This is a genomic window from Mycobacterium simulans (assembly GCF_900232995.1).
GTDB classification, from domain to species: domain Bacteria; phylum Actinomycetota; class Actinomycetes; order Mycobacteriales; family Mycobacteriaceae; genus Mycobacterium; species Mycobacterium simulans.
In genome coordinates, this window is sequence record NZ_OCVX01000003.1 from 2391387 (window position 1) to 2413375 (window position 21989).

The following is a 21989-nucleotide window of genomic DNA, read 5'->3' on the forward strand; positions in this document are numbered from 1 at the left end:
GGGGACTTTACGTCTGCTCGCGCAGGAGGCGGCCGCGTCGAGGGCGACGCAACGCCTTCGGTGGGAGGTCAGCCGGCGACCAGCGTGCCGTAGTCCCTGTACTGCATCGAGTCGAACACACGCATCCCCCTGGCGCTTAGCCTGGCAAGTGCCCTGGTTAGGCCGGTAGGCAGTGCTGAGATGAGCTGCGCGCCGCGGGTCAGCGCCCACACGCCGGCTGCCGAGCCCGGGACCAAGCGCTTGGCCGCCTTGCGCGCAAACGCGCGGCTGCGGCGCACAGGCTCGTCCATCTGTCGCTCGTATGCCGCGAACGCGCGCAGGTAGTCTCCATTGGCCTGAGCCAGTTCGCCGGCGAGCACATACGCGCCGAACACCGAGAGGCTGGTGCTGCCGCCCACAGCGGGTCCAGGACAGTATCCGGCGTCGCCGACCAGGGTGACCCGTCCGCGCGACCAGGTGTTGAGCTGCAACTGGGTGATCGAGTCGAAGTAAAACGCCGGAGTGAGGTCCAGCTCTTCGAGCCAGCGGTCCACGCGCGGATGCATCCCGGCGAAGGCGCCTTGCAGTAACTCCTTCTGCCGCAGGACATCTCGGTAGTGGTAGTGAAGTTCTTCCTTGCTGTGGAACAGAAACACCACGCGTGCATCGTCCAGAGGTTGTGCGGTGTAGATCAATGCCACGCGGCCAACGCCGAGGTGTCCTAAGGACTGTCGTTCGCGCGCAAGCGTTCTCGGCACTGACAATACCGCCAAGTATCCCCCGAGGAATTGGGTGCGTCCGGCGTCCTCGCCGAAGACCAGGCGCCGGACGTTCGAATGCAGGCCGTCTGCGCCGACGACGACGTCGAACCTGCGCGACTCCGCGTGTTCGAAGGTCACATCGCCGTCGGGGGAGATGGCGGTGATCGAGTCACCGAACAGGTACTCGATGTCGTCTTTGCCGGCGCAGTAGTAGGCCTCGCTGAGATCGTCGCGCATGATTTCGACATGGCGGTCGGATGCGGCGCCGACAAGCTTCGTGACATCAACGTGCGACGGTCGCCGGGCGCCTTCGCGATAGATCGTCAGCTCCGTTGTCCCGGTGGCCAGTGCCTCGATCTGGGGCAGCACACCCATCCGCTCCGAGATCTCTATGGCCGGCCGGAATAGGTCGACGGCGTGGCCGCCCGTCTTGCGCAGTTGGGGCGCCCGTTCGACGACGGTCACGTCGTACCCGTACCGGGTGAGCCAGTACGCCAACACCGGGCCGGAGATGCTGGCCCCCGAGATCAGAATCCGCATGCCGCCCTCCTTACTTAACGTTTGGTAAGTATAGCAGGTCACTTACCTATCGTTAAGTCAGTTAGGCTCTTTGCGTGACCAAGCCCAGGTCGGACACCAGGCAGCGCATCCAAGATGTGGCTCGTGAACTGTTCCTGCGGCAAGGGGTGCAACGCACCAGCCTGCAGGACATCGCCGACGAGCTGGGGATTACCAAGCCCGCGTTGTACTACCACTTCACCTCGCGGGATGACCTCGTGCGCAGCATCCTGGTGCCGTTGATCGAAGAGGGTGAGCGGTTCGTCTCCGATCGGGAAAGCCTTGGCGGTATCGATGCCCGCGAGTTGCTGGAGGGCTATTTCGATTTCCACTATCGGCATCGAAAGGACCTCATGCTGGTGCTGAGCGAACTGACGATGCTTGCCGACCTCGGCCTCATTGAGACCGTGTTGGCGTGGCGCGAGCGGCTCGGCAGGCTGGTGTTTGGTCCCGAGCCGACCCTCGCCCAGGCCACCTGTGCGGTGGTCGCGTTCGGGGGTTTGCAGGACTGTTGCCTGCATTTTCCCGACGCGCCTTATGAAGAGCTGCGGGATAGCTCGGTTAAAGCCGGGCTCGCCGCGTTAATGTGTGAGACGTAGCCGAGGTGACCGGTGTGCAGCGCATCGTTACGTCCGCCGCTGGCATGGCACTGAAATCGACGCTGGCAAAAGGTCTCTCGTTCATTAGGCGGTCGGGGTGGTGACCGCGATCCGCTAGATCCCTGCGGCGACCTTAAGCGCGGCGACCTTGGTACGGCTCGCGGATCATCTGGCGCAGGGCGCGATGCCTTGGGGCGAGGTCGTCGAGTACTTCTTGGTAGTCGTAGTGGTATTCGGCCCATTTCCGGTCGCCGCGCTTATCGTCTACGAGAGATGTCGATATACCCAAGGGGGTAACGTGGGATATACGTGAGGGACGGACTCAGATGGCCGGCGAGCAGAGCATCACCACGGTGCTTGATCGGTTGCGGCTGGTCGACCATGCCTAAAAGACCAGGCGCGCAGCCGATATCGGCGCCTGCAACACAATTAGGGAAGGAGTAGCGATGACTTTGGGTCTAAGCACCAAGTTGAATGCCGCGTTCGAGGAAGTGGTCGAACGGACCACTCGAGCCCTGGCCGATCAGGGTTTCGGCGTGCTGACCACCATCGACGTCAAGGCCACGCTGAAGCAAAAGCTTGGCGAGGACATGGAGGACTACTTGATCCTCGGTGCATGCAATCCGACGTTGGCACACCGCGCCCTGGGGGTGGACCGACAGATCGGTCAGCTATTGCCGTGCAACGTCGTAGTGCGAGCCGACACAGGCAGTCCGCGCGACACGGTGCTGGTGGAGGCAATGGACCCGCAAATTATGGTGCAGGTCGCCGGCCAGTCGGACGCGCTGCAGGCCGTCGCCGATGAAGCCGCTGCCAAACTGCAGGCCGCGATAAGCGCGCTCGGCGACACCGCCCCGACGAAGTAGCCCGCCAAAAGAGCGGTGACTCAAAGGCTATCGCGGTCACTGGTTATGCGGCGGGCGTGTCAGTGGGGAAGCTACTTTCTCGGCAGACCGCCTGCGCGACCGTGCGCCATTGCCTCGCCACTTGGCCAATCCTCCGCTGCGGCCCAGATCCGGCGTGTCAGGCCAGCGCGAGGAAGAGTTTTTCGAGCTCCGCCTCGGTCATCGGCTGAGTTCCCTTTTTCCTTTTCCCCGTGGCACATTCGCGCAGACCTGTGGCGACGATCTTGAATCCAGCACGGTCAAGCGCGCGTGAAACCGCGGCAAGCTGTGTGACGACGTCCTTGCAGTCGCGGTCTTGCTCGATCATCGAGATCACGCCGGCAAGCTGGCCCTGCGCACGCCGCAACCGATTCAGTACTGCGGCAATGCTGTCTTCGTCGCCAACCATCGTGATGATCCCTTCGTGTGTGGTATGCCATATTATCCCCGGGGGGTATCCGTCGGACTTCCGTTGCGCACTGCCGACGAGCGTCTGCTATGACTACGGCGGGCGACTCGGGTTGGGCGCGGCGTGGGCGTGAGCTTGGCCATTCCGGTCGCATCGTCACGGCACTAGAGTGCCTAGATATGCGCTTCGGTCTCTTCATTCCGCAAGGCTGGCGAATGGATCTCGTCGGCATCGAACCGGAAAACCACTGGGCGGTGATGCGTGACCTGGCCACCTACGCCGACGAGAGCGCCTGGGACTCATTGTGGGTCTACGACCACTTCCACACCGTTCCGATGCCCACGGGCGAAGCCACACATGAGGCGTGGTCGTTGATGGCCGCATATGCGGCGACTACATCGCGGATCAAGCTCGGCCAGATGTGCACGGCGATGAGCTACCGAAATCCGGTCTACCTAGCCAAAGTGGCCGCCACCGCCGACATCATCTCTGGCGGTCGCATCCAGATGGGTATCGGCGGCGGCTGGTACGAACACGAGTGGCGGGCTTACGGTTACGGGTTTCCATCGGCGGGGGTGCGGCTGGGCAGGCTGGACGAGGGCGTCCAGATACTGCGTGAAGCCTGGCGCGACGGCAAGGTCACCTTCCACGGCCAGCACTACCAGGTCGATGGCGCGATTGTGGCACCGAAGCCGTTGCAGGACAACAGTATTCCACTGTGGATCGCTGGCGGCGGCGAAAAGGTGACGCTGCGCATCGCTGCCAAGTACGCGCAATACACGAATTTCTCGCCGGAGCCAACGGCTTTCGCCCACAAGTCGGGGGTGCTCGCTGAGCACTGCCAGAAGCTGGGCACCGACTTCGACGCCATCGTGCGATCGAGCAACTTCACCACCCTGATTGGGACTTCGGACGCCGACGTCAAAGACCGGCTGCAGCGGGTCCGCGACCGGATGGTCGGCTCCGTCCCGGAGGCGGTCGCGGATGCGATGATCGCCGGTGGCAGCGGCCCGGATTCGGCAACGGGTAGGCCGGAACAGGTGATCGAGCGGATGGCGAAGATTCGTGACTTGGGATGTGAGTACGCGATCTGCTACTTCCCCGAAGCCGCCTATGACCGTTCCGGCATCGAGTTGTTTGAACGTGAAGTGATACCCGCGTTGAGCTAGATATCGGTCGTGACGTACCGCGTCTTGACGGGAGGCGCGGCCAGCAATGGCGGCAGCTCCGTCAGTCGACCTGCGCCGGCGCGAAATCTGCGGTAGGCCTCGTCGTGCTCGACCGTCTCCCAGAGTTCGTAGATAAGCCAGCGCGCTTCGTCGTCTTCATCGACAAGCACGTCGGTGCGGAGGTTCCCGTCAAACGCCCGGGTATCCTGCAGCGCGCGGGCCATGAGCTCGCGTCCGGCTGCGACCGCTTCGGGTTTGAACTTGAGTTCGAGGATCACGGTGATCGGCATGGGCGCCATGCTGCCACGGGGCCGTAGAGAACGGGATTTCCACTTTTTTGGAACGCTGTTGTACGGTTTGAGGTGCAGTATTCTCCCGCTCGACACGGAGGATCCTTCGATGCAGAAGGCGCTCGCCCCCGAAATCTCGACCTGGCCTGACCAGAACCCGCAGCTGATCGGCAGTCGCTGTGACAGCTGTGGCGCTACCACCTTCCCGGTGCAGCAACGGTGTCCGCGCTGCAGCGTTGGAGAGATGAGCGAGGTGTTGTTGCCGCGCCGTGGCACCGTCGTGACGTGGACCACGCAGGGCTTCCCGCCTGGACCTCCGTATATCGGTGCGACTGGCAAGGATTTTGTGCCGTTCGGCATGGCTCTGGTGCAGCTGGGCTTGGGGGAAGACGCTGTGATCCGGGTTGAGGGCAGGCTGACCGAGAACGACCCGGCCAAGATGAAATTCGGCCAGGAGGTCGAGCTCACCATGGTTCCGCTCACCGTAAGTGAGGAAGGCGAAGAGGTCCTTACGTTCGCGTTCACACCCGTAGGAGCCTGAGATGACTAACGACGTAGCGATCGTCGGCGTGGGCCTGCATCCGTTCGGCCGGTTCGAAAAGACCGCGATGCAGATGGGCGCCGAGGCTATCCAGTCCGCACTGGCGGACGCCGGTGTTCAGTGGAAGGACATCCAGTTCGGCTTTGGCGGCAGCTACGAGGTGTCCAACCCGGACGCGGTAACCAGGCTGGTGGGTCTGACCGGTATTCCGTTCACCGACGTGTTCAACGCATGCGCCACCGGGGCCAGCGCCATTCAGCAGACCGCCGACACCATCCGATTGGGCAAATACGACATCGGCATCGCCGTCGGCCTGGACAAGCACCCGCGCGGCGCATTCACCGACGACCCCGCCAAATTGGCGCTGCCGCAGTGGTATGCCCAGAACGGGCAATTCGTCACGACCAAGTTCTTCGGCATGAAGGCCAACAAGTACATCTACGACCACAACATTTCTCAGGCCACGCTGGCCAAGGTCGCCGCCAAGAACTATCGCAACGGTGCGCTGAACCCGAACGCATTCCGTCGCAAAGCGATTCCCGAAGACGAGATCCTGAACTCGGCCGTGCTCAACTACCCGCTGACGCAATACATGTTCTGCGCGCCCGACGAAGGTGCGGCCGCGGTTGTTATGTGCCGCGCATCCTTGGCGCACCGGTTTACCGACAGGCCGGTGTACGTGCGCGCCTGTGAAATTCGCACCCGCCGCTACGGTGCCTACGAGGTGCACGCCACATCGGCACCCTTGGATGAGGACTCCTCGCCGACGGTCTACGCCGCCAAGGCGGCCTACGAGGCCGCCGGAATGGGACCCGAAGACATCGACCTGGCCCAGCTACAGGACACCGACGCCGGCGCCGAGGTCATCCACATGGCCGAGACGGGTTTATGCGCCGACGGTGAGCAAGAGAAGTTGGTGGCCGACGGCGCCACCGAGATCGGCGGTGAGCTGCCGGTCAATACCGACGGCGGACTCATCGCCAACGGAGAGCCGATCGGCGCCTCAGGGCTGCGGCAGGTGCACGAGTTGGTGCGACAGCTGCGCGGCGAGGCGGGCGAGCGTCAGGTGCCGGGCAACCCGCGCGTCGGCCTGGCCCAGGTGTACGGCGCGCCGGGCACCGCGTCGGCGACCATCCTGTCGCTCTAGGCTGGCGCGCCAAATAGCGGCGTGCGCTAAATGGCCGGGCCCAAGAGGTCGTCGGCGTCCTTGATGATGTAGCCGTATCCCTGCTCGGCCAAGAACCGCTGTCGGTGCGCGGCGTACTCGGCATCCAAGCTGTCGCGGGCCACCACCGAGTAGAACATGGCACCGCCGCCGTCGGACTTGGGTCGCAGCAGTCGCCCCAACCGCTGGGCTTCCTCCTGGCGTGACCCGAATGTTCCCGAAACCTGCACCGCCACAGCGGCTTCCGGCAAGTCGATAGAGAAGTTGGCGACCTTGGAGACCACCAGCGTGGAGACTTCGCCCCGACGGAAGGCGTCGAACAATGCTTCGCGGTCAGAGGTTTTGGTGCCGCCCTGGATAACTGGAGCGTTTAACTCAGCGCCGAGCTCATCCAGCTGATCCAGGTAGGCACCGATCACCAGGGTCTGCTCGCCGGGATGCTTCTCCAGAATCGACTTGACGACAGCGATTTTCGTGTGCACGGTCGAGCAGAGCCGGTAGCGTTCTTCGGGCTCGGCGGTGGCATACATCATCCGCTCGTTGTCGGTCATCGTCACCCGGACTTCGACACACTCCGCCGGCGCGATCCAGCCTTGGGCCTCAATGTCTTTCCACGGCGCGTCGTAGCGCTTTGGGCCAATGAGAGAGAACACATCGCCTTCGCGACCGTCCTCGCGGATCAACGTGGCGGTCAGGCCCAGGCGTCGCTTGGATTGCAGGTCGGCGGTCATCCGGAACACCGGCGCCGGCAGCAGATGCACCTCGTCGTAGATGATCAGCCCCCAGTCGCGGCTGTCGAAGAGCTCCAGATGTCGATACTCGCCCTTGGTGCGGCGAGTGATCATCTGGTACGTCGAGATAGTGACGGGCCGAATCTCCTTGCGTTCGCCGGAATATTCACCGATCTCGTCCTCGGTCAGCGAGGTCCGCGCGACCAGCTCGCGTTTCCATTGCCGGGCGGCCACGATGTTGGTGACCAGAATCAGCGTGGTCGCACTGGCCTTGGCCATGGCCGCCGCACCGACCAGCGTCTTGCCCGCGCCGCACGGCAGTACCACCACGCCGGACCCGCCAGCCCAGAACGAGTCCGCGGCCATCTGCTGATAGTCGCGGAGCTGCCAACCGTCCTGCTGCAGGCCGATCGGATGCGCCTCGCCGTCCACATAACCAGCGAGATCCTCAGCGGGCCAACCGATCTTGAGCAGCATCTGCTTGACCCGGCCACGCTCGCTGGGGTGCACGACGACGGTGTCGTCGTCGATGCGGGCGCCCAGCATCGGGCTGATCTTCTTGTTGCGCAGCACTTCTTCGAGGACGGCGCGGTCCAGGCTTACCAGCGTCAGGCCGTGCGCGGGGTTCTTGACCAATTGCAGCCGGCCGTAGCGCGCCATGGTGTCGACGATGTCGACCAGCAGCGGCTGGGGCACCGCGTAGCGAGAGAAGCTGACCAGCGCATCGACGACCTGTTCGGCGTCATGGCCGGCGGCGCGGGCGTTCCACAGCGCCAGCGGCGTGATGCGGTAGGTGTGCACGTGTTCGGGTGCGCGTTCCAGCTCGGCGAACGGCGCGATGGCGGCGCGTGCCGCGCCTGCCAATTCATTGTCGACTTCGAGCAGCACTGTCTTGTCGGACTGCACGATCAACGGCCCGTGGCTCATGGGACCCATTATCGGTCGTCGGCCGACACCACCGAGGTGATGCGGTGGATCGCGAACTCCCGCAGCCGCCCGGACGCCGAATCGAAGGCCATTAGCTGACCACCCCGGGTGGTGATCGGCGAGACCACCCGCTGCGTGGCAACCCCGGCGGCGTCGAGGTAGCCGATCAATACGGTGGCCTGATCCCGCGCCGCGCGCTGCAACAGCGACATCGCAACGGCGGGGTCAACGCGGATATTGCCGAACGGCGCGGCGGTCACCTTGCGAAGCACCGCGACGACTGCGTTGAGCGTCTCACTGCTTGGACGCGCCGGCGGGCGGGAGGGGCGGCGCTGCTGCGGGGCGGGCACCCGCGCCCCGCGGGGCCGGACATCGACGATGGCGCCGGTGGAGTCCTCGGCAGCCGGAGCCAGGCCCGCGGCGCGCAACGCGACGAGCACTTCGGATATCGGTGCCGGGGAGACCGCCACCGTCGGCGCCAAGGTACGCAGTGCAAGCCCTTCGGCGGCAGGGTCTGCGACCGCTTGCGCGAGCAGGGCCGGATCCTCGCACCGCACGAACGACGCGGCCATACCGATTCGAAGTTGCCCGTGCCGGCGTGCGACATCGTCGATAAGATACGTAAGCCCTTGCGGCACCGGAGTTTTGGAATGGCCGGCGAAGAAGGATTGCATCCAGTCGCGGGTCTTGCCAATGTCAAGTGCGTGCCTGATCGACTGTTCGCTGACCCGGTACACCATTGCCGCGCCGGCAGATTCGACGGTGGCAACCGTGGCCAAGTCCTCGGCGAGGTCGCGATTCAGCGGCCCGGGCACGACGACGGTCAGGTCGGCCTGGACCAAAAAGTGGTCGATCGGTTTGGGCAATGCCCGCGTCATCGCATCAACCACGGCGGTGGGATCGGCGTCCGCGGCCAGCAGTGCACGGCCGGGCCTACTGATCGCCCCGCGTCCCACCAGACCCAAAGTGTGACTTTCGGTCAGCAGGTCGGCGACTGGTCGCGGCTGCAGCCGCCGGGCCCAACGTGGCCGTCGCCAGATCAACGCCGCCGACGCCGAGTCCGCGTTGACACCGGCACCGGCGGGCAGCTCGGCAAGGGCGTCGAGTAATAGCCTACGATCCAGCGGAGCTGCCGTCGAGAACAGCGAATCCGACAGGGCACCATATGGTTTGGCGTCGGGACCGCGGCTGCCGATCAACGCCGGTCGGCCCGGTAAATCCAGCCAGGTGGTGGCCAATAGGTACCAGCGGTCGGCGGTGGCCATCGAGACGAACCGGTCGGCGGTCGCCGTTGGCGCCCCGTACGGCCCTTCTCCATAGAGCGGTTCGGGATCCGGCATGCCGCTCGCGATCAGTCCGGCCGCGGCCACAAGCTCGAGGATCAGGCCCAGCCGCGCCTCGTCGATTCCGGTCGCCTTCGACAGCCGCTTGATTTCGCGAACGCCCAGTCCGCCACTGCGTAGCTCGGCTACCGGTGTGGCGCCAAGGTGCTCGAGCAGGACGTCGACCTCGCGTAGCAGGTCGATGACCGCGCCGGCCGCCGAGGCATCCACGTCGTCGTGTGTGGTGGTGGACACCACCGGGTCGGGCGCCGTCAGCTGCATCGGCCCGGGGGGTTCACCGCGCAGCACCTGCCCGACGTGGCGGGGCAAGATCACCGTTTCGGCATCGATGCGTCGCAGCAGGCCCGTCGCCAGCAGCCGCGGCACGGGCCGGTCCGCCGGTGCGCCGGGTGCCGCGTCTCGGGTGCGCCCCATCGGGGATCCTTCGAGCAACTTCTGCAGCACGTCGCGCTGCTGCTGGTCGAGCCCGTCGAGCGCGGCGGCGATCTCATCCCGAGTGTGCGAACGGTCCTCGAGCGTGACCTGCCCCGCATGCCACGGCAGCGCCGTGGCCGCGTCGGCGGCCACCCGGACCACGGTCTCACCCCAAACCAGGGCGCGCAGCTTCAGGTCGTCCAGCGCCGCGACGATGTCAGGCTGGGGCGCGTAATCACCGATCAGCGCCAGCAGCTTGGCGACGGGCACCGGCTGGCTATCGGCGTGCAGCACCAGCAAGGCGTCGAGCACACCCAGTCGCAGAAAGTCGAGCTCGTCGGTCGCGGCTTTGACCGACTGGCGGGCCTGCGCGCGCGCGGCGAGCGCGGAGATGCTGCCGGGTGGCGGCTGCGCAAGGTCTGGTCGCAGCTCCAGCAGCAGGATCAGCCGTTCATCGGGCAAGTCGGCCAGCCAGGACCCCAGCGGGATGTCCGGCGTGTGTTCGGTCATTGCTGATCAGCGTAGGCCCGACCGACGGCCTTGCGCCGCGGGTGGGTGGGCGACCTGTCAGAATGGTTCCCGTGGCTGACATCGCTGAAGGCAAGGCGCGCAAGAACAACAAATATGTGGACAACGGCTGGCCGACCACCGACCCGGATGACCATGCGGTGAGCGAACTGGTGACCGACCGCACGGGTGCCTTATCGCCCTTCGGCGAAATGGTGTTCCCGGTCTCCGCCGACGACTTGCCTTACGTCCACCCGGTGACGGTCGTGAACCGGTAGGCGTCGGGATGGCCAGGTCAGACGCGCTGTCGCACCTGGACGAGCGGGGAGCGGCGCATATGGTCGACGTTTCGGAGAAGGGAGCCACCAGGCGCACCGCCGTTGCCGCGGGCGCCCTGCGTACCACGGGGCAGGTGGTGGCGTTGATCTCGACCGGCGGCCTTCCCAAAGGTGATGCGCTGGCTACCGCACGGGTGGCGGGCATTTTGGCGGCCAAACGCACCAGCGACCTGATTCCGCTCTGCCATCAGCTCGCGCTCACCGGGGTTGACGTCGATTTCACCGTCGGCGAGTCGGATATCGAGATCACCGCGACGGTGCGCAGCACCGATCGAACGGGGGTCGAGATGGAGGCTCTCACCGCAGTCAGCGTGGCCGCCCTGACCTTGTACGACATGATCAAAGCGGTCGACCCGGCCGCGCGCATCGATGATATTCGGGTGCTCCGCAAAGAAGGCGGCCGCAGTGGAAGCTGGGTGCGGCAGTGACGACGCAGCGTGCCCGATCTGCCCGTATCGTCATTGCCTCGACCCGCGGGTCGAAAGGTGTATACACCGATCAATGTGGGCCAATTATTGCCGAATGGCTTGAGCAACATGGGTTTTCGTCTGTCGAGGCACGGGTGGTCGCCGACGGGAACCCGGTGGGCGAGGCGCTGCACGACGCGCTTGAGGACGGCGTCGACGTCATCATTACATCCGGCGGCACTGGCATCTCGCAGACCGATACGACCCCGGAACAGACCGTAGCGGTGCTGGACTACATCGTCCCCGGGCTGGCCGACGCGATTCGCCGCTCCGGTCTGCCGAAGGTGCCGACGTCGGTGCTATCCCGAGGGGTGTGCGGCGTGGCCGGCCGGACCCTGATCGTCAATTTGCCCGGTTCACCCGGCGGTGTTCGCGACGGCCTTGCGGTGCTTGCCGATGTGCTGGACCATGCGCTCGACCAGCTCGCCGGCGAAGATCACCAGCGCTGATGACGCGCGCCGACGACGATGCAGAGCGCAGCGATGAGGTGGGGGTACCACCCGCTTGCGGGGGAGAGTGGCGCTGATGACGTCCGTCGTGCGCGCGGAGCTGACCGAGCAGCCGATCTTTCTGGCCGACCATGAGGAGTTGGTGAGCCATCAGGCCGCCGGAGCGATTGTCGGGTTCGTCGGAATGATCCGCGACCACGACGGCGGACGTCGGGTGTTGCGACTGGAGTATTCCGCGCACCCGTCGGCCGCACAGGTCCTTGCCGACGTAGTGGCCGAGGTCGCTGCCGAATCCACCGGGGTGCGGGCTGTGGCGGCCAGCCACCGCATCGGGCTCCTGCAGGTCGGGGAGGCGGCATTGGTCGCGGCGGTCGCCGCCGATCATCGTCGAGCGGCGTTTGCTACCTGCGAGCGGCTCGTGGACACCATCAAGGAGCGGTTGCCGGTGTGGAAGCACCAGTTTTTCGACGATGGGTCCGACGAATGGGTGGGTTCGGCCTGACTTGCGGCGTCAGCCGATGACGTACGGCTGAGCGAGCGCGTCGAGCGCGTCGTTGCCGCTGACGTCTTGCGCCCGGATCGCGTCCCACAGCCTCTTGGTGTACGCGACATCGGCGACCTGGTGGATTTCCAAGGGCGCGTTAGCGACATCACCGGGCGGGGGCACATCCGCCGGCTGTGCGGCTGGGTCGGGCAGTTGGGTCCCGGCTTCGACGACCGCGGGTGCCGGCGCGGGCTGCTGGTCGGCTGGAGCAGGCTGCTGGTCACCCGGAGCGGGCGGAACCACGTCCGCGGGAGGCGCGGGTGGTAGGTCGGCCGGGGCCGGGGGCAGGTCTTCCGGCGGTGCGGGCGGCGCTAAGTCAGCGGGGGCTGGGGCCAAGTCGGACCGGCGGCGCTGGGGGGACTGGTGGAGACGGCGGCTGGTGGGGCAACGGCGGCGCCGGCGGGCGTGGCGGCGACGGTGGGGCCTCCAACGGTGGAACGGGTGGGGCCGGCGGTAATGGCGGCAACACTGCGCTGTTCGGCATTGGCGGAGCAGGCGGAGACAGCGGTAACGGCGAAATCTCCGGGCTCGGCGGTAACGGCGGCAACGGTGGCCTGGTCGGCATCGGCGGCAACGGCGGGCACGGAAGTGCCCAGAGCATCGGCGGGTTGGTCGGTACGGGCGGTAACGGCGGAGCGGGTGGGCAGTTGTTCGGTCAGGGTGGCGACGGCGGCATCGGCGGGTTCGGCCAGCAAGGCGGGCGTGGCGGCGACGCGGCGTTGATCGGCTTTGGTGGGATAGGCGGGTCCGGCGGGCTGACGGGAGCGGGTGGCGATGGCGGCAACGTCGGGCTTATCGGACTAGCTGGCGATGGCGGCTCCGGCGGTAACGCCGTGGACATCGGCGCCGTCGGTGCGCCTGGAGGTAACGGCGGCAGCGTAGGGCTCATCGGCAATGGCGGCGCCGGCGGCGGGGGCGGCATGGGCGGCCGCGGCGCCGACGCTGTCAACCCCGGCCAGCTCCCCGCGGCCGGCCAAGCTGACAGCGGTGCCAATGGATTCACTGCCGCTAATGGCAATGGGACAGTTGGCCAATCTGGTCTACCCGGTACTACGGATGGGCAGGCCGGCGGCACCGGAGGCGCAGGCGGAAATGCCGCAAACAACGTGGCTAACCCCGTGACTGGCGGCAACGGCGGCCAAGGCGGCGACGGCGGCACGGGTGCGTCAGGCGGCGCCGGAGGCGCCGGGGGTGGCGGCGGCGGCAAATCTGCAAGTAGCGCCGTTGTCGGCGGTACGGGTGGCACCGGGGGCACCGGGGGTGCAGGTGCGCCCGGCGGCTCCGGTGGCCACGGCGGCAACATCTCGGCCACGGCCAACTTCAACAGTTCTGCCGGTGCCGGGGGTATGGGCGGAACCGGAGGCACCGGAGCCGCGGGAGGTCGCGGCGGCGACGGCGGGAATGTCGATGTCAGCCAGGTGTTTTTGTCCAACAATGCCGCAGGTAAGGGCGGTACCGGCGGTACCGGCGGTACCGGCGCGGTCGGCGACGTCGGTGGTCACGGGGGTAGCGGCGGCGCCGGGGGTCGCGGCGGTTTCCTGATTGGCAACGGCGGCGCCGGCGGGTTCGGCGGGAGTGGTGGCATCGGGGGAACCGGCGCGATTGGCGGCATTGGTGGCGATGGCGGTACCGGCGGCCAAGCAACGATTCAAGCCAATGGCGGTGATGGGGGCCGCGGCGGCGACGGCGGTGCCGGCGGCGCCGGCGGTGACGGGGGCGCTGGCGGTGCCGGCGGTGCTGGCGGACTCCTAGGTCAGTCGGGCGGTTCGGGCTCTGGCGGTTTCGGGGGTGACGGCGGGACCGGCGGCGCCGGAGGCGCCGGCGGCAAGGGCGGAAGCGGACTCTTTAACGGCAAAGCCGGTGGCAGTGGCGACCAGGGTGCGACGGGTGCAAGGGGCCGTCAGGGCTAGCCAGGTTGACTCGGAGCGGCGAGGCCAGAATGGCCGGCCGCGGTGTCTAGGTGCTGGCGCAGCCGCGTGTTAGCCAGGCGTCAAAAGACAAGGCGCACTGACCATTCCGCGTGTGGAGCCTCGCGCAATTCACCCGAGGTGTCGATCACCAAAGTCAGCAACTGCACAACGATCCCGGTCAGGTGCCCGCGCTGGGGGTCGACGGTGGGGATGGTGACCGCTAGCCGGCTGTTGGGCCGAAACAGGGTAGTGGTCGTGTTTGCCGGGTCCTCATACACCTGCAGCAATCGCCAGGGTGCCCGCGAAATTGCCTCGGGCACTGACAGTTGTACCGGATAGCGCTCGCTCACCGGCAGCTCGCCCTGCGCTTGCGGTGTCTGACAGTCATCGAGGTTGAGCACGTTGCAGTACAGGTACGGCCCGACCCGGGTCAGGTGTCCATGCGAATACGCACTGATTTCCGGTCGGTGTGGACCGGGCTCACGAACCAATAGCCACGCGCCGACCCCCGCCCCGATCGACAGCAGTACTACCACGACCGCGATCAGCACGGCCACACCGCGTTTCACTGGGGCATCGCTCCCGCGGCTGAAGCGCCGAGGCGCCGGCCCTCCTGTTCGACCATCACTGGGCGATTACCTCCGAGGCCGGGGATCAATGAGTGACCCCGGAAGCTGACGATCGTCTGCGCTAGACCCAAGATCAGCAGCGCACTGACCGCAGTGAAACCGACCCACAACTCCGTGTACACCAAGACCCCAACCGCGCCCCCGAGCACCCACGCCAGCTGCAATGTTGACTCCGAACGCCCGAACCCCGAGGCCCGCGATTCCTCAGGCAGATCGTGTTGTAACGAGGCGTCCAACGAGGCCTTCGCTATCGCGCTGGACCCCGAGGTAATCAGAGTGGCAATCGCGGCGGCCGCTAGGTTGCCGGCCACAGCGGCCACCAATGCCAACGCGGTCACCACCACGGTGCAGCGCACCACCAGTACCGCCGGCCTCCCCAGCTTCAGGCGTGCGCTGGTGAAGTTGCCGGCGAAGTTTCCGATTGCGGCTGCGGCGCCGATGATCCCCAGCATGGCCAGCTGAACCCACCCGTCGGCGTCATGGGCTTTGGCGACAAAGGCCGGGTACAGGAACAGAAAGCCAACCATCACCTTGATTGTGCAGTTCCCCCACAACGAGGTAATGATGTTGCGGCCCAGTGGTTGTCGCAGCCTGCCGCCGACCTTTTTGACTTCCTTGAGTTCCTCCGGCCACCGTCGTCGCAGCGGGTCGCTATCCCGGTGATAGCTCAACGTGGCCGGAACCTCACCGGTTGTCACCTCAACCCAGCGCGGAATGCGCATCGACAGCAAGGCGCCGACGATCGTGATCGCGACGACGACGAACAGCGCGCCCGGGAGCTGCAACAAATGTGTGCAGGCGAACTCGACACCGGCCGCAATGGCGCCTCCAGCGATGGTGCCGCCAAGCAGACCAAACACGGTCAGCCGGGAGTTGACCCGTACCAAGTCGATCGTCGGCGGCATCACCCTCGGCGTCACGGCGCTGCGCAGCACACTGAATGATTTCGAGAACACCATCATGGCCAGCGCGCATGGATAGAGCACCCACGACGGGAAGCTGCCGGTGGGGCCGTCGTAGTTGATGATCAACACCAACGCCAGCGCGGTGCGAAGCGCGAACGAAAGTGCCAGCGCGACGCGCCGGCCGTGCTGCAACTTGTCCAACGCCGGACCGATAAGCGGCGCGATCACGGCGAACGGTGCGATGGTGATCAATAGGTACAGAGCGACTTTGGCCTTGCTCTCCCCGCTGGCCGCCGCGAAGAACAGCGTGTTGGCCAGTGCGACGGCCATTGCCGAGTCCACGGCGAAGTTCGCCATCACCGGCCACGTCAGCGCGGTGAGCCCGGACTTGTCGGCGCCGTCGGCGGTGGCGGCGCGCTGAACCATCCAGTACATGCGAGAACCCATTTCGCGGCTGCGCATCGCCGCGGCCCGGGTGACGGTGATCCGTTCGCCGTTGTTTAAACCACGCGGCGGCGGGGGTGTGCTGCGTTCGGGTTCTTGCTGCTGGCCCAGGGGCGGGAGGTAGCGGTTGGCGCTAGGCATCGGCGGGGGGTGCCCGGATGCTCATTGAGCGATCCGTTTCGGGTCCGGCGGCCCGGGGGTGGGGCCATGCGGCCCGGATGATCACGCCGCCGTCCAGACACGATTCAATTCTGTCCTATGCCGCCTGCTCGCGTTGGCAACCGGGTGTGGCCCGTCCACCGTGTCTTCCGGCAGTATTGAATACGCATCGCAGAGGAGGGGACAGCGTGACCGGACCCATTGAGGAATACGCCGTGACGACCGTAGCCGAGTGGCCCGAAGGGTTAGCGGCGGTGCTCACGGGTGCGGTCGACCAGGCCAGGGCGGCTGTCGCGGAGTTCAGTGGCCCCGAGGCCGTCGGGGACTACTTGGGCGTCAGCTATGAAGACCCGAACACGGCGACCCACAGGTTTCTGGCGCATCTGCCGGGCTACCAGGGATGGCAGTGGGCCGTCGTTGTCGCCACTTGCGCCGGCGCCGACCACGCCACGATCAGCGAGGTGGTGCTGATTCCCGGTCCGACCGCGCTGCTGGCACCCGACTGGGTGCCGTGGGAGAAGCGGATTCAGCCAGGTGACTTGAGCCCAGGGGACCTGCTAGCACCGGCAAAGGACGACCCGCGGCTGGTTCCGGGCTACACCGCCAGTGGTGACGCGCAGGTTGACGAGACCGCTGCCGAAGTAGGACTGGGCCGGCGCTGGGTGATGAGTGCTTCGGGTCGCGCCGATGCGGCCGAACGATGGCACGACGGCGACTATGGTCCGGGTTCGCCGATGGCGCGGTCCACCAAGCGAGTGTGCCGCGACTGCGGTTTCTTCCTCCCACTGGCCGGATCGCTGGGCGCGATGTTCGGGGTGTGCGGCAACGAACTATCCGCCGACGGCCATGTCGTCGACAAGTACTACGGCTGTGGTGCGCACTCCGACACTCCCGCCCCGGCGGGCATCGGCTCGCCAGCGTATGAGCCGTACGACGACGGTTTGCTCGACGTCATGGAGAAGTCGGCGCCCGAGGCTCCCGCCTAGCCGCTCTCGGCGGCCGCTTTGATGTTGGCGAGCGAAGTGTTCATGCCCTCGACCAATTCACGGTCGAAGCTGGCTGTTCCGCCGAAGAGCTTGCTGATCGATAGGTTCGAGAATGCGCTGATGCCGTTTTCGGCGTGGCGCTTCTCGATTACCCGGGTGCCCTGGCCATTCGGCTCGAGTTCGTAGCTCCAGACACTGCCGTTGGAGTCGACCCGGAACGCCAGCTTCTTCTCCGCGATGACCTCGGTGACCGTGCATGTGGTGGGCCAGAACAACCGGTTACGGCGGTTGAAATTGATGGTGCGGGTGCCCTGGCGCAGCGGGCCGAACGGCCTCATCCAGCGGCATTGCGGACTCCACTGCGGCATTCGTCGGAAATCGGATATCAGCGCCCAGACTTTCGACGCCGGTGCGTTGATATCAATTTGCGCTTGCAATAGTGGGGCAACCATTCGTCCTCCCGGATTTATTTCGAGTCCAGATAGGTTTCGAGTCCGTCTTGCGCGCCACGTGCACCACGGCGGGCGGCGGCAAGTTGCCACACGAAGATGCCCGTGCCGAGCAGCCCCGTTCCGAGCCCGGCGACCGTCACCGGACGCCAGCTCTCCAGGCTGGGTACCAAGAACGCCGCCGCCGTGGCGGCGAGCCAACCAAACGCCCCAACCACGATGACCGGCCACACCTCGAGTAGGACGGCCGGCAGCGGCGGTGCGGGGCTTTGGTCGGGTTCGACGCTCATCGCGTTTCAAGATAGCGTCGCGACGATGCAGGCCGTGGAGCGGCCTGGGGAGGAGTGGCGCGATTTGGGCGTGGCGTCGCGACGATGCAGGCCGTGGAGCGGCCTGGGGAGGAGTGGGGCGATTTGGGCGTGGCGTCGCGACGATGCAGGCCGTGGAGCGGCCTGGGGAGGAGTGGGGCGATTTGGGCGTGGCGTCGCGACGATGCAGGCCGTGGAGCGGCCTGGGGAGGAGTGGCGCGATTTGGGCGTGGTGTCGCGACGATGCAGGCCGTGGAGCGGCCTGGGGATCACCGCCACAGTTGCGCACACCCAAACCGCAAACGTGATAGCGCATGCGGTATCAACATTCAGACTGCAACATGGCTAGCCGTGCGGCACCCCCTGGCGGGTAATCCAAAGGACCGCGCAGCAACCAAAGTGACCGCCGGAATTGCCCCGGTGCGGTGAAAGAAATCGAAGTCCGTCGTTTGCCGGTTCTGACCGCGGATCCTCAGGTTCCGATGTAACCTCGCGCTGTGCCTGACAGCGACGCGCGGCTGGCCAGCGACTTGTCGCTGGCGGTTATGCGGCTGGCCCGGCAACTGCGGTTTCGGAACCCGTCATCGCCGGTGTCGCTGTCGCAGCTGTCGGCGTTGACGACGTTGGCCAACGAGGGCGCCATGACGCCCGGTGCGTTGGCGATCCGGGAACGGGTCCGTCCGCCATCGATGACCCGGGTGATCGCCTCCTTGGCCGATATGGGTTTCGTGGACCGCGTGCCGCATCCCGTCGACGGCCGACAGGTGCTGGTCTCGGTGTCCGAATCCGGCGCTGAATTGGTCAGGGCGGCCCGGCGCGCGCGCCAGGAATGGCTGGCCGAGCGGTTGGCCACGCTGGATAGCGGACAACGCGACATCCTGCGCAACGCCGCCGACCTGATCTCGGCCTTGGTCGACGAAAGCCCGTGAGTGCCGTCGAGGATGTCAGCGATCCCGACGACCCGCGGCTGGACAATTTTCGTGACCTGAACAGCGTCGACCGCCGTCCCGACCTGCCGACCGGCAAGGCATTGGTGATCGCCGAGGGTGTGCTCGTCGTGCAGCGCATGCTGGCCTCTCGGTTCACCCCGTTGGCCTTCCTCGGTACCGACCGCAGGCTCAGCGAGCTCAAGGACGACCTGGCCGCCGTCGCCGGTCCCTACTATCGGGCGTCCGCAGACGTCATGGCGCAGGTGATCGGGTTTCATCTCAACCGCGGCGTTCTGGCCGCCGCGCGTCGGGTACCAGAGCCCAGCGTCGCAGAGGTCGTTGACGGCGCTCGCACCGTTGCGGTGCTCGAAGGAGTCAACGACCACGAGAATCTGGGCTCGATCTTCCGCAACGCGGCGGGCCTGGGTGTCGACGCGGTGGTGTTCGGCAGCGGCTGCGCGGATCCCCTCTACCGCCGCGCGGTCCGGGTCTCCATGGGTCACGCACTGCTGGTCCCTTATGCACGGGCCACCGACTGGCCCGCCGACCTTGTGATGCTGAAACAAAGTGGCTTCCGGCTGCTGGCGATGACTCCACAAGGCGACGCCTGCGCGCTGGCCGACGCGATGGACGCGGTACGCGCCGAGCGGATTGCGTTGCTGGTGGGCGCCGAGGGCCCCGGGCTGACAGCGGCTGCATTGCGGATGAGCGATATGCGGGTGCGGATCCCGATGTCGCGAGGTACCGACTCCCTCAACGTCGCGACTGCGGCCGCGCTGGCGTTCTACGAACGGAATAGGCTTGCGTCGTGAGCGACGAGTCCGTGCCCTGGGCAACGGGTTTAGCGGTTGCCGGGTTCGTCGCCGCGGTTACCGGGACCGCGGTTGTGGTGTTGAGTCTCGGGCTGATCCGAGTGCATCCGCTGTTGGCGGTCGGGCTCAACATTGTGGCGGCCGGCGGATTGGCGCCGACTCTGTGGGGCTGGCGACGCACCCTGGTGCTGCGCTGGTTTGTATTGGGTGCCGCAGTAGGTGTGGCGGCCGGGAGGCTGATACTGCTAGCGCTGGCCGCCTGAGCGAACCCCGAGCAGCACATCCTCCCAGGCGGGAATGGCCGGCTTGCCCCGTCGGCTGCTGACCGCCGGTTCGGCCGGCGGCGGGGGTGGTGCCGGCCTGGCGGGTTCCTGGACGGCATCGAAGGCGAGGTGGGCCACCGACGCCAGCGGCCGCAGCGGTGTTTTGAAGTCTGGGTCGATCAACTCACTGGCCGCGTCGTCAATCGCGGTGGCGGTGCCGCCATGTGCGCCCGGCGTGAATCGGAAATGTGCGATGTTGTCGGAACGGCCGGCCTTCCAGGCCAGCTGCACCGTCCAGCGGCCGTCTTCGTTGCGCCAGGCATCCCAGCCGAGTTTGTCGGGGTTGAGGCCACGCTTGATCAGTGCTGTGGTGACGGTCTCTAGCAGCGTCAGCACCGCGGGGCCGTCGGCCAAAACCGGGTGGGCCGCCGTCGCCAACTCGGCCGCGCGCGATCGTTCCAGCAACACCGGGTGGGCGAACCGCTGGATACGCGCGATGTCGGAACCCGAGGCTGCGGCGACCTGCTCGACAGACGCGCCGGCGCGGATTCGTGCCTGAATTTCCTTGGGGCTCAACATGTTAGTTACTTGCATGTCGAGTGGCGGCTGTTCTGGCGGCGGGGCCTCCCCACGTAAGGCGGCTCGCAGCCGATCATCGGCCGGGAGCCTGAACTTCTCGGCTGGGTTGGCCGCTTCGCAGATAATGTATTTGCCGTCGGCATCGAGCCCAACTGCTTTGAGTTCCCGCATGGCTTCTCCTCGCAGGCTCCGTGCAGGTCAGCACTGGACCTGATACGTGCGCACTCTAGTGGGCTAAGCCCCGTTAACCTCGTTGACACGCGGACGCGGCCACGCGCTTCGTTAGAGCCGCTCGACCACCCAGTCGACGCATGCGGTGAGCGCACTGATGTCGTCGGGATCCACGGCGGGGAACATCGCGATCCGTAGCTGGTTGCGGCCGAGTTTGCGATACGGCTCGGTGTCGACGATGCCGTTAGCACGCAAAGTCTTGGCCACGGCCGCAGCGTCCACCTCGTCGACGAGGTCGATGGTGCCGACCACTTGCGAGCGCAGCCCGGGGTCGGCGACGAACGGCGTGGTGTAAGGCCGCTCGTGGGCCCACGAATACAACCGCTGCGACGAGTCCGCCGTCCGCTTGACAGCCCAGTCCAGCCCGCCGTTGCTCAACAGCCAGTCGATTTGTTCGGCCAGCATTATCAGTGTCCCGATCGCCGGCGTGTTGTACGTCTGGTCCTTCAGGCTGTTCTCGATCGCTATCGGCAGCGATAGGAAGTCGGGAACCCAGCGACCGGACGCGGCGATGGCCTCGACGCGGGCCAGCGCTGCCGGGCTCATGATGGCCAGCCAGAGGCCGCCATCGCTTGCGAAGTTCTTCTGCGGCGCGAAGTAGTAGGCATCGACCTCGGCGATGTCGACCGGCAAGCCGCCGGCCCCGGAGGTGGCGTCGATGAGGACCAGCGCGTCGGCCGAATCGGCCGGCCGGTGCACCGGCACCGAGACACCGGTCGATGTCTCGTTGTGTGCCCAGGCGATCACGTCGACGGACGGGTCGCTTCGCGGGTCCGGTGCGCTGCCCGGATCGGACTTGATGATGATCGGGTCGCCGATGAACGGGTTCTTGGCGACGGCTGAGGCGAATTTCGAGCTGAACTCGCCGTAGGTCAGGTGCAGCGATCGCTTGTCGATCAACCCGAACGCCGCGGCGTCCCAGAACGCTGTCGCGCCACCGTTGCCCAGAATGACCTCGTAACCGTCGGGCACCGAAAAAAGCTCGGCCAGCCCCGAGCGCACCCGGCCCACCAGATTCTTGACTGGCGCCTGGCGGTGCGACGTGCCGAACAAGGCCGCCGAGGAGGTGGCCAGGGCCTGCAACTGCTCTGGACGGACCTTCGACGGTCCGCATCCGAAGCGGCCGTCGCGGGGTTTGAGGTGAGCGGGAATCTCGAGCTGGTCAGCCATGGCCATCAGGGTAATGAGCGACCCTGCAACCTAGCTGAACGGGCCTCGAGAGGGGACCAGCGTGTGATCTGAGACACATGAAAGTGCGGAATTCCCGGTACCAGCGGTACCGTATTCCATACACGTCCGAGACAAACCTC

Annotated in this window: 25 protein-coding genes and 1 pseudogene; 14 read left to right on the forward strand and 12 right to left on the reverse strand. The window is 66.2% G+C overall.

The window, feature by feature from the left end; translation table 11 throughout:
• Positions 1-68: 68 nt before the first annotated feature.
• Positions 69-1280 carry an FAD-dependent monooxygenase gene (locus MSIMFI_RS11620; protein ID WP_191497309.1) on the reverse strand — a complete coding sequence of 404 codons (1212 nt, stop codon included), beginning with the start codon at positions 1278-1280 and terminating at the stop codon, positions 69-71.
• A 74-nt stretch (positions 1281-1354) separates the two neighbouring features.
• Between MSIMFI_RS11620 and MSIMFI_RS11625 the strand changes: the two genes are divergently transcribed.
• Positions 1355-1897 (forward strand): TetR/AcrR family transcriptional regulator, encoded by a 543-nt coding sequence (locus MSIMFI_RS11625; RefSeq protein ID WP_191497310.1) that lies wholly within the window; start codon positions 1355-1357, stop codon positions 1895-1897.
• A 446-nt stretch (positions 1898-2343) separates the two neighbouring features.
• Positions 2344-2763, forward strand: coding sequence for a DUF302 domain-containing protein (locus MSIMFI_RS11630; protein WP_191497311.1), 420 nt, complete (start codon positions 2344-2346; stop codon positions 2761-2763).
• A gap of 157 nt (positions 2764-2920) precedes the next feature.
• On the opposite strand, the gene MSIMFI_RS11635 is transcribed toward MSIMFI_RS11630, so the two are convergent.
• On the reverse strand, positions 2921-3190 hold the full coding sequence (locus tag MSIMFI_RS11635) for a metal-sensitive transcriptional regulator (RefSeq protein WP_186244625.1): 270 nt from the start codon (positions 3188-3190) through the stop codon (positions 2921-2923).
• Between the two features lie 179 nt (positions 3191-3369).
• On the opposite strand from MSIMFI_RS11635, the gene MSIMFI_RS11640 reads away from it, so the two are divergent.
• A complete protein-coding gene (locus tag MSIMFI_RS11640; RefSeq protein ID WP_191497312.1) occupies positions 3370-4359 on the forward strand; it encodes an LLM class F420-dependent oxidoreductase in 990 nt (329 codons plus the stop codon).
• Here the strand turns inward: MSIMFI_RS11640 and MSIMFI_RS11645 are convergent.
• Positions 4356-4649, reverse strand: coding sequence for a putative quinol monooxygenase (locus tag MSIMFI_RS11645; RefSeq protein WP_191497313.1), 294 nt, complete (start codon positions 4647-4649; stop codon positions 4356-4358). The two genes, MSIMFI_RS11640 and MSIMFI_RS11645, sit on opposite strands and share 4 nt — an antisense overlap.
• Positions 4650-4758: 109 nt before the next feature.
• On the opposite strand from MSIMFI_RS11645, the gene MSIMFI_RS11650 reads away from it, so the two are divergent.
• Positions 4759-5190 carry a Zn-ribbon domain-containing OB-fold protein gene (locus MSIMFI_RS11650; protein WP_191497314.1) on the forward strand — a complete coding sequence of 144 codons (432 nt, stop codon included), beginning with the start codon at positions 4759-4761 and terminating at the stop codon, positions 5188-5190.
• A 1-nt stretch (position 5191) separates the two neighbouring features.
• Positions 5192-6337, forward strand: a complete 1146-nt coding sequence (locus tag MSIMFI_RS11655) for a thiolase family protein (protein ID WP_191497315.1) — start codon at positions 5192-5194, stop codon at positions 6335-6337.
• Positions 6338-6363: 26 nt separating this feature from the next.
• On the opposite strand, the gene MSIMFI_RS11660 is transcribed toward MSIMFI_RS11655, so the two are convergent.
• Together MSIMFI_RS11660 and MSIMFI_RS11665 are read right to left on the reverse strand one after the other, a co-directional pair.
• Positions 6364-8013, reverse strand: coding sequence for a DNA repair helicase XPB (locus MSIMFI_RS11660; RefSeq protein ID WP_191497316.1), 1650 nt, complete (start codon positions 8011-8013; stop codon positions 6364-6366).
• A gap of 8 nt (positions 8014-8021) precedes the next feature.
• Positions 8022-10280, reverse strand: coding sequence for a helicase-associated domain-containing protein (locus MSIMFI_RS11665; protein WP_191497317.1), 2259 nt, complete (start codon positions 10278-10280; stop codon positions 8022-8024).
• A gap of 71 nt (positions 10281-10351) precedes the next feature.
• Here MSIMFI_RS11665 and MSIMFI_RS11670 point away from each other — a divergent pair, with 71 nt between their 5' ends.
• From MSIMFI_RS11670 to MSIMFI_RS11685, 4 genes are all read left to right on the forward strand, one after another.
• Positions 10352-10555 carry a hypothetical protein gene (locus MSIMFI_RS11670; protein ID WP_139828519.1) on the forward strand — a complete coding sequence of 68 codons (204 nt, stop codon included), beginning with the start codon at positions 10352-10354 and terminating at the stop codon, positions 10553-10555.
• Positions 10556-10563: 8 nt separating this feature from the next.
• Complete coding sequence (gene moaC, locus MSIMFI_RS11675) at positions 10564-11043, forward strand: cyclic pyranopterin monophosphate synthase MoaC (RefSeq protein WP_191497318.1); 480 nt, start codon at positions 10564-10566, stop codon at positions 11041-11043.
• Positions 11040-11531 (forward strand): MogA/MoaB family molybdenum cofactor biosynthesis protein, encoded by a 492-nt coding sequence (locus MSIMFI_RS11680; RefSeq protein WP_191497319.1) that lies wholly within the window; start codon positions 11040-11042, stop codon positions 11529-11531. Before moaC ends, MSIMFI_RS11680 begins: the two co-directional genes overlap by 4 nt.
• Before the next feature lie 76 nt (positions 11532-11607).
• A complete protein-coding gene (locus tag MSIMFI_RS11685) occupies positions 11608-12033 on the forward strand; it encodes a molybdenum cofactor biosynthesis protein MoaE (protein WP_191497320.1) in 426 nt (141 codons plus the stop codon).
• Between the two features lie 9 nt (positions 12034-12042).
• Here MSIMFI_RS11685 and MSIMFI_RS11690 read toward each other — a convergent pair whose 3' ends face one another.
• The gene (locus tag MSIMFI_RS11690; protein WP_191497321.1) at positions 12043-12318 is read right to left on the reverse strand and encodes a hypothetical protein; all 276 of its coding nucleotides are present in this window, start codon (positions 12316-12318) and stop codon (positions 12043-12045) included.
• 17 nt (positions 12319-12335) lie between these two features.
• Between MSIMFI_RS11690 and MSIMFI_RS28920 the strand changes: the two genes are divergently transcribed.
• Positions 12336-13985 (forward strand): hypothetical protein, encoded by a 1650-nt coding sequence (locus MSIMFI_RS28920; RefSeq protein WP_191497322.1) that lies wholly within the window; start codon positions 12336-12338, stop codon positions 13983-13985.
• 80 nt (positions 13986-14065) lie between these two features.
• On the opposite strand, the gene MSIMFI_RS11700 is transcribed toward MSIMFI_RS28920, so the two are convergent.
• Both MSIMFI_RS11700 and MSIMFI_RS11705 read right to left on the reverse strand, forming a co-directional pair.
• A complete protein-coding gene (locus MSIMFI_RS11700) occupies positions 14066-14554 on the reverse strand; it encodes a DUF2771 domain-containing protein (RefSeq protein ID WP_191497323.1) in 489 nt (162 codons plus the stop codon).
• A pseudogene (locus MSIMFI_RS11705) lies at positions 14551-16172 on the reverse strand (MFS transporter). The gene MSIMFI_RS11700 and the pseudogene MSIMFI_RS11705 overlap by 4 nt, the downstream one beginning before the upstream one ends.
• Positions 16173-16310: 138 nt before the next feature.
• On the opposite strand from MSIMFI_RS11705, the gene MSIMFI_RS11710 reads away from it, so the two are divergent.
• Positions 16311-17108: a DUF3027 domain-containing protein gene (locus MSIMFI_RS11710; protein ID WP_191497325.1), complete on the forward strand. Its 798-nt coding sequence runs from the start codon at positions 16311-16313 to the stop codon at positions 17106-17108.
• On the opposite strand, the gene MSIMFI_RS11715 is transcribed toward MSIMFI_RS11710, so the two are convergent.
• Together MSIMFI_RS11715 and MSIMFI_RS11720 are read right to left on the reverse strand one after the other, a co-directional pair.
• Positions 17105-17560 carry an SRPBCC family protein gene (locus tag MSIMFI_RS11715; protein WP_191497326.1) on the reverse strand — a complete coding sequence of 152 codons (456 nt, stop codon included), beginning with the start codon at positions 17558-17560 and terminating at the stop codon, positions 17105-17107. The genes MSIMFI_RS11710 and MSIMFI_RS11715 overlap by 4 nt on opposite strands.
• Positions 17561-17574: 14 nt before the next feature.
• Complete coding sequence (locus MSIMFI_RS11720) at positions 17575-17847, reverse strand: DUF2530 domain-containing protein (RefSeq protein WP_186244602.1); 273 nt, start codon at positions 17845-17847, stop codon at positions 17575-17577.
• Between the two features lie 515 nt (positions 17848-18362).
• Between MSIMFI_RS11720 and MSIMFI_RS11725 the strand changes: the two genes are divergently transcribed.
• Genes MSIMFI_RS11725 through MSIMFI_RS11735 form a run of 3 tightly spaced genes read left to right on the forward strand, consistent with a single transcriptional unit; the run spans position 18363 to position 19869 of the window.
• On the forward strand, positions 18363-18794 hold the full coding sequence (locus tag MSIMFI_RS11725; RefSeq protein WP_186244601.1) for an Rv0880 family HTH-type transcriptional regulator: 432 nt from the start codon (positions 18363-18365) through the stop codon (positions 18792-18794).
• Complete coding sequence (locus MSIMFI_RS11730) at positions 18791-19606, forward strand: TrmH family RNA methyltransferase (RefSeq protein WP_191497327.1); 816 nt, start codon at positions 18791-18793, stop codon at positions 19604-19606. The genes MSIMFI_RS11725 and MSIMFI_RS11730 overlap by 4 nt, the downstream gene beginning before the upstream one ends.
• The gene (locus tag MSIMFI_RS11735; RefSeq protein ID WP_191497328.1) at positions 19603-19869 is read left to right on the forward strand and encodes a DUF2537 domain-containing protein; all 267 of its coding nucleotides are present in this window, start codon (positions 19603-19605) and stop codon (positions 19867-19869) included. The genes MSIMFI_RS11730 and MSIMFI_RS11735 overlap by 4 nt, the downstream gene beginning before the upstream one ends.
• Here the strand turns inward: MSIMFI_RS11735 and sepH are convergent.
• Positions 19852-20619 carry a septation protein SepH gene (gene sepH / locus MSIMFI_RS11740; protein ID WP_191497329.1) on the reverse strand — a complete coding sequence of 256 codons (768 nt, stop codon included), beginning with the start codon at positions 20617-20619 and terminating at the stop codon, positions 19852-19854. The genes MSIMFI_RS11735 and sepH overlap by 18 nt on opposite strands.
• Before the next feature lie 111 nt (positions 20620-20730).
• Positions 20731-21849: a phosphoserine transaminase gene (gene serC / locus MSIMFI_RS11745; protein ID WP_191497330.1), complete on the reverse strand. Its 1119-nt coding sequence runs from the start codon at positions 21847-21849 to the stop codon at positions 20731-20733.
• Positions 21850-21989: the final 140 nt, after the last annotated feature.

Excerpts from the sequence above, each read along its gene's own strand:
- sepH (WP_191497329.1), bottom strand. The coding sequence starts at position 20,619 with ATGCGGGAACTCAAAGCAGTTGGGCTCGATGCCGACGGCAAATACATT.
- MSIMFI_RS11645 (WP_191497313.1), bottom strand. The coding sequence starts at position 4,649 with ATGCCGATCACCGTGATCCTCGAACTCAAGTTCAAACCCGAAGCGGTC.
- moaC (WP_191497318.1), top strand. The coding sequence starts at position 10,564 with ATGGCCAGGTCAGACGCGCTGTCGCACCTGGACGAGCGGGGAGCGGCG.
- serC (WP_191497330.1), bottom strand. The coding sequence starts at position 21,849 with ATGGCTGACCAGCTCGAGATTCCCGCTCACCTCAAACCCCGCGACGGC.
- MSIMFI_RS11630 (WP_191497311.1), top strand. The coding sequence starts at position 2,344 with ATGACTTTGGGTCTAAGCACCAAGTTGAATGCCGCGTTCGAGGAAGTG.
- MSIMFI_RS11660 (WP_191497316.1), bottom strand. The coding sequence starts at position 8,013 with ATGAGCCACGGGCCGTTGATCGTGCAGTCCGACAAGACAGTGCTGCTC.
- MSIMFI_RS11685 (WP_191497320.1), top strand. The coding sequence starts at position 11,608 with ATGACGTCCGTCGTGCGCGCGGAGCTGACCGAGCAGCCGATCTTTCTG.
- MSIMFI_RS11665 (WP_191497317.1), bottom strand. The coding sequence starts at position 10,280 with ATGACCGAACACACGCCGGACATCCCGCTGGGGTCCTGGCTGGCCGAC.
- MSIMFI_RS11655 (WP_191497315.1), top strand. The coding sequence starts at position 5,192 with ATGACTAACGACGTAGCGATCGTCGGCGTGGGCCTGCATCCGTTCGGC.
- MSIMFI_RS11620 (WP_191497309.1), bottom strand. The coding sequence starts at position 1,280 with ATGCGGATTCTGATCTCGGGGGCCAGCATCTCCGGCCCGGTGTTGGCG.
- MSIMFI_RS11650 (WP_191497314.1), top strand. The coding sequence starts at position 4,759 with ATGCAGAAGGCGCTCGCCCCCGAAATCTCGACCTGGCCTGACCAGAAC.
- MSIMFI_RS11715 (WP_191497326.1), bottom strand. The coding sequence starts at position 17,560 with ATGGTTGCCCCACTATTGCAAGCGCAAATTGATATCAACGCACCGGCG.
- MSIMFI_RS11640 (WP_191497312.1), top strand. The coding sequence starts at position 3,370 with ATGCGCTTCGGTCTCTTCATTCCGCAAGGCTGGCGAATGGATCTCGTC.
- MSIMFI_RS11720 (WP_186244602.1), bottom strand. The coding sequence starts at position 17,847 with ATGAGCGTCGAACCCGACCAAAGCCCCGCACCGCCGCTGCCGGCCGTC.
- MSIMFI_RS11635 (WP_186244625.1), bottom strand. The coding sequence starts at position 3,190 with ATGGTTGGCGACGAAGACAGCATTGCCGCAGTACTGAATCGGTTGCGG.